Here is a 12,849-nt window from a genome sequence, read left to right as displayed (position 1 = left end):
TCCGGGCGCGCCCAGTACGCGCTCCCGGGCGCGCCCTGGGGACACGTCCTTCAGTACGCGACCGGGACCCGGCGGGTCTCGGCCACGTCCTCAGTACGCGGCCAGGACCCGGCGGGTCTCGGTGAGCATCCCGCGGATCCGCGCCGAGGCGATGCCGTCGAGCGAGTCCGCCACCCGCTTCGCCTCGGCCGCCGCCTCGTCCGGGCGTCCGGCGTGCGCCAGGTCCTTCGCGAGATGGGCCCGGTAGAGCGCCAGGTTCCGGGCGAAGTGCGGGTTCTGCAGGACCGTGGCCCGGTGGGCGTGCCGGGCGGCCCGGCCCCAGTCCCCGAGCGCCGACCAGCACTGGGCCTCAAGCGCCTCCCGCTCCGGCTCCCCGAAGAACGACATCCACTCGGGGTCGCCGTCGGCCGGCCCCCGGTCGAAGAAGCCGTGGGCGCGGCCGAGCGCCTGCTCGCAGGCGGACCGGTCGCCGAGCCCCGCCCACGCGCCCGCCTCCCGCAGCGACAGCAGGGACAGCAGTCGGGCCGAGTCCAGCGGCTGCGCGGCCCGGAGCCCGGCCTGGGCCGCCCGCACCGCCTCGCGGTACCGGCCGGTGTCCCGGGCCAGGAAGGACGTGTTGCAGAAGGCGTGCGCCTCCAGGGCCGCGTCCCCCGACACGCGCGCGGTGGCGAGGGCCTCGGCGTAGTGCGAGCGCGCGTCCTCGTGCCGGCCGGAGTCGTGGGCCAGCCAGCCGACGGAGAGGGACAGCTCGCCCGCGCCCGCGTGCAGCCGGTCCTCGGTGGAGCGGCGGGCCATGGTGCCCGCGTCGAGCAGCGCGTACGCCGCGCGGAGCGGCTGGGCGGCGACCTTGTAGAGCCCGTCGGCGCCGTGCCGGTCGTCCAGCAGACGGATCCGCCGTACGGCCTCCTCGACGGCCCGCACCTCGGCCTCTCCGACGCGATGGGTGCCGCGGGGGGTGGGGATCGCGGCGGCGGGACCGCCGAGTCCCAGCGAGGCGGCCGCCAGGGTGGCGGAGCCGCTCATCATGAATGCGCGACGCAGCACGTCGCTCTCCTCATCGTTCCGGGTGGTGATGGCGGCGGGAGGCGCTGTCCCGGCCGGTACGGCCTGCCGCCGGCCGCGCACCGTCTCCCGCGCGGAGAACCCCAGGTCGGCGAGGCCGAGACCGGGGAACATGTGCAGGAAGACCCGCTCGTACGCGTAGTTGGGGCAACGGATCTCGCCCGCTTCCACGCGCCCGATGTAGCGGGCGTCGCACGCGACCTGTTCGCCGATCTCCCGCGCCGCCCGACGGACCGCCGCGGCGAACTCCGCCGGCGACTGCTGTCCGCGGAGCCTGCGGAAGACGAGATTGGGAACTGCCCGTGACGTCGCCATGGCCGAGCCCTCTCCTGTGCTGCCGGTGGTGGTCCGGCAGCACAGGAACGTACCTGCTGTGACCGGACGCGTACGCAGAGTTTGGCTACAAATCGGATATCTCGCCTGTGATCTGCCATGAACTGCCATCCTTTGCGGCGGCATGGCGCCGTAGCCGTTGACGCGCACGGGCGTTGAACCGTAAAGGGAGAGACGGAACGTGTCTCCTCAGGAGCGAGGAGGGGTCCCCATGTCGGAGATCGGTTCGCAGTCGGCCACGTGGAACGCACCCGCCCCGGACGCCGACGGGCCCAAGCTCGCCGCCGGAGCCTGGGACCTGGTGACGGTCCCCGTCCGCCAGGGCCTCGAGGCCGTGGACATCCTCCGGCGCGGCGCCACCCCCGCCGTCGGCCCCGTCGTGCACGACGGCGCCTGCGACACCCTCGGCTTCCTGGTACCGCCGGGCACCGCCGCCGCCTGGGACATGCCGGGCAGCGCCTGTACGGGCACCTCGGGGCGCGGCTTCCGACTCCCCGAACTGCCGGAGCTGCCCGAACCGGCGGGCGACGCGCCCCGCCCGACCGGCTGGCTGCTGCCGCCGGGGGACACCGACCCCGTCACCGACCCCGCCGTACTGCGCAAGGCGCTCGGCGAGGCGGCCCGTCTCATCGAAGCGGCCGACGGCTGCCACTGAGGTGGCGGGCCCGCGTGGGCGGGGCCCCGGCCGTTTGCCCGGATAATGGGGCACGTGGCCAGGAACAAGCAGCGCGACCGGGCGGCCTCCGCCGCCTCCGTCGCCGAGACCGTCGACGGCGGGCTCGCCGAACTCATACCCGACCGGGAACGCCCCCGCGCCTGGACGCTGCTCATCGACGGCGCCCCCCAGTCCCACGTGGACCTCGACGACCCGGCCCACCTCGCCTTCGAGTACCAGCGCCGCCTCGGCCACGTCGCGGACCTCGCCGCACCGCCGAACCGGCCCCTCCAGGTCGTCCACCTCGGCGGCGGCGCCTTCACCCTCGCCCGTTACGTCGCCGCCACCCGGCCCCGCTCCACTCAGCAGATCGTGGAGGTCGACGGGCCCCTCGTCCAGTTCGTCCGCCGGGAGCTGCCGCTCGACGGCGGGGCCCGCGTCCGGGTCCGCTCCACCGACGCCCGCGCCGGACTGGCCAGGATCCAGGACGGCTGGGCCGACCTCGTCATCGCGGACGTGTTCAGCGGGGCCCGCACCCCCGCCCATCTGACCAGCACCGAGTTCCTCACCGAGGTCCGGCGGGTGCTGCGCCCCGGCGGCCTCTACACGGCGAACCTGGCCGACGGCCCACCCCTGACCCATCTGCGCGGCCAGATCGCCACGGCCGCCGCCGTCTTCCCCGAGCTGGCGCTGACCGCCGACCCGACGGTGCTGCGCGGACGCCGCTTCGGCAACGCGGTGCTGCTCGCCTCGGACCGCGAGCTGCCGGTGGCCGAGCTGACCCGGCGGGTCGCCACCGACCCGCACCCGGGCCGGGTCGAACACGGGCGCGCCCTGGCCGACTTCGCCGGGGGAGCGGCGCCGGTCACCGACGCGAGCGCCAAGCCCTCACCCGTACCGCCGCCGTCCGTCTTCCGCTGAGCGTCGCCTGACGGTCCGGAGGCCTCAGGTGGCGCGGTCCGCGATCTCCACGCGGGGCGCCGTGTCGTGCCAGACGCAGAAGACGGACAGCTCCCGGCCGTCCGCGGTGAACGTGACCCGGATCCAGGTCGGCTGCTTCCACACCTGCATCTGCCAGCCGGAGGCGGGAATCGCGGAGACCAGCTCGGCCGAGGTCGCGCCCAGGTCGAAGGCGACCCGTCCGCCGTCGACCGTGTAGCTCTTCACGTTCGAGGGCGGGTCGGGCGGGGTGGTGGTCGCCGGCGCCTCGGTCGTGGGCCTCGCCGTCCGGGAGGGGGTCGCCGTGGGCGTGGCCGGGGTCGTGCGGCCGGTGCTCGGCGTGGGCTTCACCGTCGCGGGCGCGGACGGCCCGGTGGTGGTGGGCGACCGGGTCGATGAGGTCAGCGGACCGCTGCCGTCCGACACCGGCTCGTCGGCGCCGACCGGAAGGGGCAGCGCGCGCGGAGGGTCGTACACCGTGCCGGACAGCACCGTGTGCACCCCCCACCAGGACAGCGTGACCGCCGCGCCGGTGGCGAGCGACCAGGCCAGGGCGTGAACGAGTCCTCTTCGCATCGGGGCCATACTGCACCACACCGCCCGCACCCCCGGCGGAGGGTGGTCCTTGCCCTCGGCCTCACCCGAATGGCGTACGGTGCGGCCCATGGCAAGTGTGCTCGTGGTCGAGGACGACCAGTTCGTGCGCTCCGCCCTCATCCGGCAGCTGACCGAGGCCTCCCACACGGTACGGAGCGTCGGCACGGCTCTGGAGGCGTTGCGCGAGGTCGCCCATTTCCGTTTCGACGTGGTCGTCCTGGACCTCGGACTGCCCGACCTGGACGGGTCGGAGGCGCTCAAGATGCTGCGCGGGATCACCGACGTACCGGTGATCATCGCGACGGCCCGGGACGACGAGGCGGAGATCGTACGGCTCCTCCACGCCGGCGCCGACGACTACCTCGTGAAGCCCTTCTCGGTCGACCACCTCTCGGCCCGGATGGCCGCCGTGCTGCGCCGGGCGCGGGCCGGGGCGGGCGAGGCGCCGCCGTCCCGGGCGATCCGCGTCGGCGGGCTGACCGTCGACCCGCTGCGCCGTCAGGCGGAGCTCGACGGGACCCCGCTGGACCTGACCCGGCGCGAGTTCGACCTGCTCGCCTTCCTCGCCGGGCGGCCCGGGGTCGTCGTCCCGCGCAAGGAACTGCTCGCCGAGGTGTGGCAGCAGTCCTACGGGGACGACCAGACCATCGACGTCCATCTGTCCTGGCTGCGCAGGAAACTGGGTGAGACGGCCGCCCGGCCCCGCTACCTGCACACCCTGCGCGGGGTCGGCGTGAAGCTGGAGCCGCCCCGCGAGGCGGAGCCGGTGCCGGGGCGGCCGTCGGAGCCGCAGCCGTGAGATGGGCGCTCGTCAAGGTGTCGCTGGCCGTCACCGTCATGGTCGTCGTCGCCTTCGCCGTACCCCTCGGGCTCGTCGTCAAGGAGATGGCCCGCGACCGGGCGTTCTCCAACGCCGAACGGCGGGCGTCGGGGCTCGCGCCCGTCCTCGCCATCACCACCGACCGCGACGAACTCGACCGGGCCGTCGCCACCACCGAGGACGGTGCCGCCGGACGCCTCGCCGTCCACGTGCCCGCCGGTGAACCCGGCGCCACGGCCCTGGAGATCGGCACCCGGCGGGCCGGTGAGGAGGAACTCGCCACCACCCGCAGGCTCGGCCGGGCCTCCATCGCCGAGGTCCCGGGCGGCTTCGCGCTGCTCCAGCCCACCGCCCTCAGCAGCGGCGAGGTCGCCGTCGTCGAACTGTTCGTGCCCGAGGGCGAGGTGTCCAACGGGGTCGCCACCGCCTGGCTGGTCCTCGCCGGCGTCGGCATCGCCCTGATCGTCGGCTCCGTCGCCGTCGCCGACCGGCTCGGCGTCCGGATGGTCCGGCCCGCTCAGCGGCTCGCCGGCGCCGCCCACGACCTCGGCGAGGGCAGGCTCGGCGCCCGCGTCCCCGAGGAGGGGCCGCCCGAACTCAAGTCGGCCGCGGTCGCGTTCAACTCCATGGCCGACCAGGTCGTGCAACTCCTCGCCAACGAGCGGGAACTCGCCGCCGACCTCTCCCACCGGCTCCGCACCCCGCTCACGGTGCTCCGGCTCAACGCGGCCTCGCTCGGCTCGGGACCGGCCGCCGAGCAGACCCGCGCGGCCGTCGAGCAGCTGGAGCGCGAGGTCGACATCATCATCCGTACGGCCCGCGACGCGAAGCCGCAGACCCAGGCGACCGGGCCCGGATCCGGCTGCGACGCCGCAGAGGTGGTGCGCGAGCGGATGGAGTTCTGGTCGGCGCTCGCCGAGGACGAGGACCGCCGGGTACGGGTCGCGGGCGTCGAGCGTCCGGTGCGCATCCCGGTCGCCCGCCCCGAACTGGTCGCCGCGCTCGACGCCCTGCTCGGCAACGTCTTCCGGCACACCCCCGAGGGCACCGCCTTCTCGATCGACCTCCACAACGGCGACGACGCCGTCATCGTCCTGGTCTCCGACGCGGGCCCCGGCATCGCCGACCCGGCCGCCGCCCTGGCCCGGGGCAACAGCGGCGGGCGGGACGGCTCCACGGGTCTCGGACTCGACATCGTGCGGCGGATGGCGGAGGCCACCGGCGGCGACGTCCGCATCGGACACTCGGTCCTCGGCGGTACGGAGGTCCGCGTCTGGATCGGGCTCGACGGGCGCCGCCCGGGCGGCACGGCCGGACGCCGGGACCGCCGCCCGCCCCGCCGCCGCCGCGGTGCCACGGGCACCCGCAGGGCCGCCGACGCCTGAGCCGTGCGGGGGACCTGCCGGGCCCTCGCCGAGTGAGCCGTGCGGGGTGAACCTTTCCTGGTTCCGATGCCTTCCTTAAGCGGGTCCTAAGAATCCCCGCCCCCGCCCCCCGACACCCTTTTGTCCGCTTTCCAGTCGCTAGCGTGCTGCCGCACCCCCTCCCCACCCCCCAGCACGCAGAGGCAGGCACGCGATGGGCACCAGTTCGCACCGGCGCAGGGCGAGCACCAGGAGCAAGATCGTCGGCGCGGTCGTCGCGGCGGCGGTCGTCGGCGGCGCGGCCGTCGCGCTCACCGGTACGGCCCAGGCCGCCGCCGTCGGCGCCGCCTACACCCGTACCAGCGCCTGGACCGGCGGCTACACCGGCCAGTACGTCGTCACCAACGAGACGTCCACCGTCCGGTCCGACTGGACCCTGGAGTTCGACCTCCCGGCCGGGACGACCATCGGGTCCCTCTGGAACGGCGAGCACACCGTCTCCGGACGGCACGTCACCGTGAAGCCCGCGAGCTGGAACAGGCAGCTGGCGCCCGGCGCCTCCGTCACCGTCGGCTTCGTCACCTCCGCCGCCGGAGAGGCCGGTGACCCCGCGAACTGCCTCATCGACAAGACGGCCTGCTCCGCCGGCGGCACCGCCCCCACCCCCAGCGGCCGCCCCACCGACCCGCCCACCGCCACGGCGTCCCCCTCGGCCACCACGAGCCCGAAGCCGACCGCCACCGCCACCGCCACCGCGAGCCCGAAGCCCACCGCCACCACGACGACGGCGCCGCCCCCCAGCCCGACGCCCACCGCGACCGCCACCGGCGCCCCCGTCACGGCCGCGAAGTACGCCCCCTACGTCGACACCTCCCTCTACCCGGCGTACGACCTGCTCGCCACCGCCGACGCCACCGGCGTGAAGGAGTTCAACCTCGCGTTCATCACCTCCGGCGGCTCCTGCGCCCCGCTGTGGGGCGGGGTCACCGACCTGGCGAACGACAGGGTCGCGGCCCAGATCGGCGCCCTGCGCGCCAAGGGCGGTGACGTCCGGGTCTCCTTCGGTGGCGCCGCCGGCCACGAGCTGGCCCTGAACTGCTCCTCGTCCTCGGCGCTGGCCGCCGCGTACGGCAAGGTCATCGACCACTACAAGCTGACCAAGGTCGACTTCGACGTCGAGGGCGCGGCCCTGCCGGACACCGCCGCCAACACCCGCCGCTCGCAGGCCATCGCGCAGCTCCAGAAGTCCCACCCGGGCCTGAACGTCTCCTTCACCCTGCCCGTCATGCCCGAGGGCCTGACCCAGCCGGGCGTCGACCTGCTCGCCGACGCGAAGCGGAACGGCGTCCGCGTCGACGCCGTCAACATCATGGCGATGGACTACGGCCCGGCGTACAGCGCCGACATGGGCACGTACGCCGTCCAGGCCGCGACCGCGACCCAGGCCCAGGTCAAGGGCGTCCTCGGGCTCTCCGACGCGGCCGCCTGGAAGGCCGTCGCCGTCACCCCGATGATCGGCGTCAACGACGTCGTCACCGAGATCTTCACGGTCGACGACGCCACCCAGCTCGTCGACTTCGCGAAGTCCAAGGGCATCGGATGGCTGTCGATGTGGTCCTCGACCCGTGACAAGCAGTGCGCGGCCGGCGCGGTGAACCACGCCGACGCCACCTGCTCCTCGATCCTCCAGCAGCCGCTGGCCTTCACGAAGGCCTTCGCCGCCTACAAGTAGGCCGCCCCAGGCCCCCCACACCGCGCGCCCCGGCCGGAACCACCCCACCGCCGGCCGGGGCGCGCACCCCTTCTCCCGTACCGCTCAGGCCCGTGCGGCCTTCCACTCCTCCGCGTAGTCGTTGAAGATCGCCCGCAGATGGTGGCCGATCTTCAGGTAGTCCAGGTCGTCCAGGTTGGCGAGGGACACCCGCACGGACCACTCGGGGCCGTCGAAGCCGCCGCCGTTCAGGAGGACCACACCGGTCTGCTCGGCGAGCCGGAACAGCGGGTCGACCGGCTCGTAGTTCTTCTCCAGGAAGTCCGCGAAGTCCCTCCCGTGCACCCGCTCCCCCTCGGCGAGGAGGTCGAGCTCGACGTAGTACCCGGCCCGCTCCGGGTCGTGGGCGATCTTCATCCGGGCACCTTCGAGGAGCAGGCCGAGGCGCCGGCGCACGATCCCCCGGATCCTCTCCTTGTACGCCTGGCCCTCGTCCAGCAGGTCGAAGAGGGAGAACAGCGTCATCATGACCTGCTGGGGGAGCGAGAGCCCCGCCGTGTGGTTGAGGGCGACCTGCCGGGAGTCGGCCACCAGCCGGTCGATGAACCGGATCTTCTCCGGTTGGAGGCTCAGCGTCCCGTACCGCTTGCCCAGGCGGTCCTTCTCGGCAGCCGGCAGGTTCGCGATCATCTCGTCGACGACGTTGTCGTCGTGGAGGCCGATGACACCGAGCCGGTGGCCCGTGCAGCCGTAGTGCTTGGAGTACGAGTACACCAGGAGCGTGTTGCGCGGCAGGTCGGCGGCGAGCGAGCGGAACCCCTCGACGAAGGTGCCGTACACGTCGTCCGTGACGATCAGCAGGTTCGGGTTCGGACCGGCGACGATGTCCTTGATCTGGTCCGTCACCCGCTTGCTGAGCGCCAGCGACGGCGGGTTGGACGGGTTGACGACGCAGACCAGCCTGACCGACGGGTCGGCCAGCTTCTCGACCTCCTCGGCCGGATAGCGCCACTCGCGCACACCGGTCTCCGCGAAGAGGCTCGCCTGGACGGTGACGACGTCGAAGTCGTACGTGTCGAGCTCGGGGATCTCGATGTACGGGGTGAAGACCGGCACCATCAGGGCGATCCGGTCGCCCTTCCGCAGGATCCCGTTCTTCATCAGGGAGTCGAAGATGTAGCACATGGCGGCCGTGCCGCCCTCGGTCGCGAAGAGCGACAGGGTCCCGGCCGGCGGCCGCCCGTCGAACATCTCGTCGGCGAGGTAGCCGCGGACGACCTGCTCGGTGTGGGTCAGGATCCGGTCCGGTACGGGGTAGTTGTCGCCGATCGTGCTGTCGGTCAGCTCGTGCAGGAAGGCGTCCTTGTCGAAGCCGAACCGCGCGACCCCGTACTCCACGCACCGCTGGAGCAGGTCGATCCCGGGGAGGTCCGGGTGCTGCCGTGCGAAGGTGTCGAAGCGGGCGCCGGAGCCGGGGCGCTCGGGCATGCCGCCGAGGTTGTCGGCGGTCCAGACCCGGCGGGACTCCGAGAGCGCGAAGTAGCCGAGCGCGAAGAAGGCCTCGCGGGGGCCGGTGGCGACCCAGTTCGGATTGCCGCGGCCCGCGTTGAGCATCTGGGACTGCGACTTGTCCTTCTGACCGGACTCGTCGGCCTGCGCCGCCTGTGCGATCTGGATGAACTTGTCCTTCAGCTCGAACGGCGAGAGCTGCGCGAAGGCCTGGATCTGCTCACGGGTGAAAGTGGTCTCGGGCACGGGGGACTCTCATTTCCGTCAGTGGGGGAGGACGACGAACACGGCGCCCCCGGCGGGGTCCTGGGTCCTCTCTACGCCCCGAGGACGCCGACGATGAGGGTGCCGCAGATGCCGCCGAGCGTGATGGGGCCGACCCGGAGCTTGCCGAGGAGGTAGCCGGCGGAGAGGCAGAGGAAGAGGGCGAGTTCGGGATGGTCACGCAGGACTCCCATCCACTTTCACCGCGCCCAAATCGGCCTAAAGGTAAAGATAATGGACATAAAGGGACGCTAGCAGGGGGTGAAGGGCTCAGCCCTTCACCGCGCCCCGCATCACCCCGCCCACGATGTGCCGCCCGAACAGCGCGAGCACCACGAGCAGCGGCAGCGTCCCGAGCAGCGCCCCCGCCATCACCACCGAGGTGTCCGGCACGTGCCCCCGCCCCAGGCCCGTCAGCGCCACCTGCACCGTCGGGTTCCCGGTCTGCGTCAGCACCAGCACCGGCCAGAAGAAGTCGTTCCACGCCGCCACGAAGGACAGCATCCCGAGCACCGCCATCGCCGGACGCGCCGCCGGGAACACCAGATGCCACACCACCCGCAGCGTCCCCGCCCCGTCCACCCGCGCCGCCTCCACGAGCTCGGCCGGCAGCGCCCGCAGAAGGTGCTGACGCATGAAGAACACCCCGAAGGCCGAGACGAGCGAGGGCAGGACCACCGCCTGGAGCTCGTCCGTCCAGCGCAGCCGCGCGATCAACAGATAGAGCGGGACGACCCCCAGCTGCGGCGGGATCAGCATCGTCGTCCCCACGAGCAGCAGCAGCGCGCCCCGGAACCGGAAGCGCAGCCGGGCGAAGGCGAACCCGGCGAGCGTCGAGAAGAGGACCGTGCCCGCCGCGACCGCGCCCGCGACCACGGTGGTGTTGGCGAGCGCCACGCCGAGCCCGCCCTCGGACCAGGCGATCCCCAGGTTCCGCGGCAGGTTCTGCCCGAACCGGAACGGGGGCGGCGCCGACGCCAGCCGCGTACTCGTCCGCGAGGCCGCCACCGCCGTCCACAGCAACGGGAAGAGGGAGACCACCGTGAAGAGACCGAGGAGCGTGTACGTGCCCCAGCCCGCCCGCACCGTCCGCATCAGACGCCCCTCCCGCGCAGCACCGGACGCAGCAGCCGGGCCGCTCCGAACACCACCACCAGGATCAGCAGCATCGCCCAGGCGATGGCCGCCGCCCGCCCGAGGTGCAGGTTCACCCACCCCTGCTCGTACAGATAGAGCCCCAGCGTCTGGTACTGGTGGTCCGCCCCGCCGGACGCGCCCGCCCCGCTGTTGAACAGCAGCGGCTCACCGAACAGCTGGGTCGCGCCGATCGTCGACACGAGCACCGTGAAGAGCAGCGCGGGCCGCAGCCCCGGCAGCGTCACGTGCAGGAACTGCCGCCACCGCGAGGCCCCGTCGAGTGCCGCCGCCTCGTACAGCTCGCGCGGGACGGTCTGCATCGCCGCCAGGTAGATCAGCGCGTTGTAGCCGGTCCAGCGCCAGATCACGATCGACGAGACGGCGACCTTCGACGCCCACGGGCCGTTCTGCCAGTCCACCGGAGCGATCCCCACCAGCCCCAGCGCCCAGTTGACCATCCCCTGGTCCCGGCCGAAGAGCAGCGCGAAGACGAGCGTCGCCGCGGCCACCGACGTCGCGTACGGGGCGAGCGCCACGACCCGGAGGGCCAGCCGCCCGCGCAGCCGCACGTCCAGCAGGTGCGCCACGCCGAGGGCGAGCAGCAGTTGGGGGACGGTGGCGAGGACACCGATGGCGACGGTGTTGAACAGGGCGTTCCAGAAGAACTCGTCGTGCAGCAGCCGGGCGTAGTTCTGAAGACCCACCCACTCCCGGGCCTCCGGCGCGGTCAGCTCCACCCGGAACAGCGACGCCCAGGCGGTCGCGACCAGCGGGAACAGACCGAACGCCCCGAAGAGCAGGAAGAAGGGGGCCACGAGCACGTACGGCGCGGAGCGCGACCGCAGCGGCCCGAGACGCCCCCGCCCCGGACCCGGTTCCGTCCTCGGGGGCGCGACGGCGGGCGCGACGGGCGAACCGGCGGGCGGCGGGAACGGATCCACGGGGTGTCTCGTCTCGGTCACGGGTGCTCACCGGTCCAGCGCGTTGTCGATCGCCCGCATCGCCGCCCGCCAGGCCGACTCGGGCGGGCGTCCGGTCTGGTCGACCTGGAGCATCCCGGTGTCGGAGAGGATCTGGTTGACCAGCCCGTCCTTCGGGCCGACCGGGGCCAGCGGCACGCCCCGGGCCGCCGCCGCGTAGAGCGGGCCGGTCGGCGCGTCGCCGAAGTAGGGGTGCCGCGCGTCCGCCACCTCCGGCAGCCGGTACGCGGCGGAGGCGCTCGGGAAGCCGCCGCGCCGGGCGAACAGCCGGGCCTGCTGCTCGGGCGCGGTCAGCCAGGCCGCGAGCCGGGCGGCCTCGGCCCGCTGCCGTCCGGCGGACGGGACGACGAGGAAGGAGCCGCCCCAGTTGCCGGGCCGGGGCGCCACCGTCACGTCCCACCGCCCGCGCGCGGCCGGCCCGGACTTGTCCTGGATGTAGGCGAGCATCCAGGCCGGGCAGGCGATCGTGGCGAAGTCCCCGCGCGCGAACGCCTGGTCCCAGTCGGGCGTGAACTGCTGGAGCCGGGCGGTGAGACCCTGCCGGGCGAAGTCGGCGGCGAGGTCCCAGGCGGCCCGTACGTGCGGGTTGGTCGCCACCACCAGCTCGCCGCGGGCGTCGTAGTAGCGCAGCGGCACGCCGGAGACGACGGCGGCGAGCACCCCGGAGGCGGAGTCGGTGAACGCCACGCCCTCGGGAGCCCGTTCGGCGAAGCGCCGCCCGACCTCCTCGTACTTCCGCCAGTCCCCGGCCCACAGGCGTCCGACGGTCTCCCGGTCGGTGGGCAGGCCGGCCGCGGCGAAGTGGTCCTTGCGGTAGCAGAGGGCCAGCGGGCCGATGTCCGTGCCGAGCCCGAGGGTGCGGCCGTCGGGCGTGGTGGCCTGCGCCCACTTCCACGGCAGGAAGGCGTGCTCGTCGACGCCGGGTGCGGAGCCGAGGTCGTCGAGCCGTCCGGCCTGGGTGTCGACGACCTCGGCGATGTTGCCGACCTCGACGGCCTGGACGTCGGCGAGGCCGGAGCCGGCGGTGAGGTGGGTGAGCAGCTGCGGGTAGTAGACGTCGTTGCGGGCGAGTGAGGTCTGCCGGATCGCGACGTCCGGACGGAGCCGCATGTACGTGTCGTACAGCCCGGCCTCCTGGTAGCCGAACTCCCCGAAGACGCCGACGGTGAGGGTGATCGGCCGCCCGGCGCCGTCGATGCGCTCGCGGTCGGGCACGGGGGACGGTTCCGGCGGGTCGGTGGCGCACCCGGCGCAGAGCGCGACACTCAGGAGGAGGGCGAGGACGAGGGCGGGGTGGCGTCCGGGGGCGGCGGCGGGGACCCGGCCGCGTACGAGGCCTCCGCGGGCGGGGACCCGGCCGCGTACGAGGCGTCCGCGTCCGGCGGCGGAGGGGGTGCGGGGGCCGCGTACGAGGCGTCCGTGTCCGGCGGCGCCGGGCCGCGTCCTCCTCCACCACATGGTCCCGACCGTAGTGCGCG

General features: G+C 73.7%; 12 protein-coding genes. 5 read left to right on the top strand and 7 right to left on the bottom strand.

Annotated features, from left to right (window positions below; translation table 11 throughout):
- Nucleotides 1-90 precede the first annotated feature (90 nt).
- On the bottom strand, nucleotides 91-1,377 hold the full coding sequence (locus ABZ567_RS04685) for a tetratricopeptide repeat protein (protein ID WP_360784710.1): 1,287 nt from the start codon (nucleotides 1,375-1,377) through the stop codon (nucleotides 91-93).
- A 229-nt stretch (nucleotides 1,378-1,606) separates the two neighbouring features.
- Between ABZ567_RS04685 and ABZ567_RS04680 the strand changes: the two genes are divergently transcribed.
- Nucleotides 1,607-2,050, top strand: a complete 444-nt coding sequence (locus ABZ567_RS04680; RefSeq protein WP_360784709.1) for a hypothetical protein — start codon at nucleotides 1,607-1,609, stop codon at nucleotides 2,048-2,050.
- 45 nt (nucleotides 2,051-2,095) lie between these two features.
- Nucleotides 2,096-2,971: a fused MFS/spermidine synthase gene (locus tag ABZ567_RS04675; protein WP_360784707.1), complete on the top strand. Its 876-nt coding sequence runs from the start codon at nucleotides 2,096-2,098 to the stop codon at nucleotides 2,969-2,971.
- A 24-nt stretch (nucleotides 2,972-2,995) separates the two neighbouring features.
- On the opposite strand, the gene ABZ567_RS04670 is transcribed toward ABZ567_RS04675, so the two are convergent.
- Nucleotides 2,996-3,574 carry a hypothetical protein gene (locus ABZ567_RS04670; RefSeq protein WP_360784705.1) on the bottom strand — a complete coding sequence of 193 codons (579 nt, stop codon included), beginning with the start codon at nucleotides 3,572-3,574 and terminating at the stop codon, nucleotides 2,996-2,998.
- 79 nt (nucleotides 3,575-3,653) lie between these two features.
- Between ABZ567_RS04670 and ABZ567_RS04665 the strand changes: the two genes are divergently transcribed.
- From ABZ567_RS04665 to ABZ567_RS04655, 3 genes are all read left to right on the top strand, one after another.
- A complete protein-coding gene (locus tag ABZ567_RS04665; RefSeq protein WP_360784703.1) occupies nucleotides 3,654-4,385 on the top strand; it encodes a response regulator transcription factor in 732 nt (243 codons plus the stop codon).
- Nucleotides 4,382-5,791, top strand: a complete 1,410-nt coding sequence (locus ABZ567_RS04660; RefSeq protein WP_360784701.1) for a HAMP domain-containing sensor histidine kinase — start codon at nucleotides 4,382-4,384, stop codon at nucleotides 5,789-5,791. Before ABZ567_RS04665 ends, ABZ567_RS04660 begins: the two co-directional genes overlap by 4 nt.
- Nucleotides 5,792-5,984: 193 nt before the next feature.
- On the top strand, nucleotides 5,985-7,502 hold the full coding sequence (locus tag ABZ567_RS04655) for a cellulose binding domain-containing protein (protein WP_360784699.1): 1,518 nt from the start codon (nucleotides 5,985-5,987) through the stop codon (nucleotides 7,500-7,502).
- Nucleotides 7,503-7,586: 84 nt separating this feature from the next.
- Here ABZ567_RS04655 and ABZ567_RS04650 read toward each other — a convergent pair whose 3' ends face one another.
- The 5 genes from ABZ567_RS04650 to ABZ567_RS04630 all read right to left on the bottom strand — a co-directional run bounded on the left by ABZ567_RS04650 (nucleotide 7,587) and on the right by ABZ567_RS04630 (nucleotide 12,829).
- A complete protein-coding gene (locus ABZ567_RS04650; protein WP_360784697.1) occupies nucleotides 7,587-9,236 on the bottom strand; it encodes a bifunctional aspartate transaminase/aspartate 4-decarboxylase in 1,650 nt (549 codons plus the stop codon).
- Nucleotides 9,237-9,307: 71 nt separating this feature from the next.
- Nucleotides 9,308-9,448, bottom strand: coding sequence for a hypothetical protein (locus ABZ567_RS04645; protein ID WP_360785065.1), 141 nt, complete (start codon nucleotides 9,446-9,448; stop codon nucleotides 9,308-9,310).
- 76 nt (nucleotides 9,449-9,524) lie between these two features.
- Nucleotides 9,525-10,349 (bottom strand): carbohydrate ABC transporter permease, encoded by an 825-nt coding sequence (locus tag ABZ567_RS04640; RefSeq protein WP_360784695.1) that lies wholly within the window; start codon nucleotides 10,347-10,349, stop codon nucleotides 9,525-9,527.
- A complete protein-coding gene (locus ABZ567_RS04635; protein WP_360784693.1) occupies nucleotides 10,349-11,353 on the bottom strand; it encodes a sugar ABC transporter permease in 1,005 nt (334 codons plus the stop codon). The genes ABZ567_RS04640 and ABZ567_RS04635 overlap by 1 nt, the downstream gene beginning before the upstream one ends.
- A gap of 6 nt (nucleotides 11,354-11,359) precedes the next feature.
- Nucleotides 11,360-12,829 carry an ABC transporter substrate-binding protein gene (locus ABZ567_RS04630; protein WP_360784692.1) on the bottom strand — a complete coding sequence of 490 codons (1,470 nt, stop codon included), beginning with the start codon at nucleotides 12,827-12,829 and terminating at the stop codon, nucleotides 11,360-11,362.
- Nucleotides 12,830-12,849 lie beyond the last annotated feature (20 nt).

Source organism: Streptomyces sp. NPDC016459, assembly GCF_040632845.1.
In the GTDB taxonomy this organism is placed as follows: Bacteria; Actinomycetota; Actinomycetes; order Streptomycetales; family Streptomycetaceae; genus Streptomyces.
This window is presented reverse-complemented; position numbering and strand designations above follow the sequence as displayed.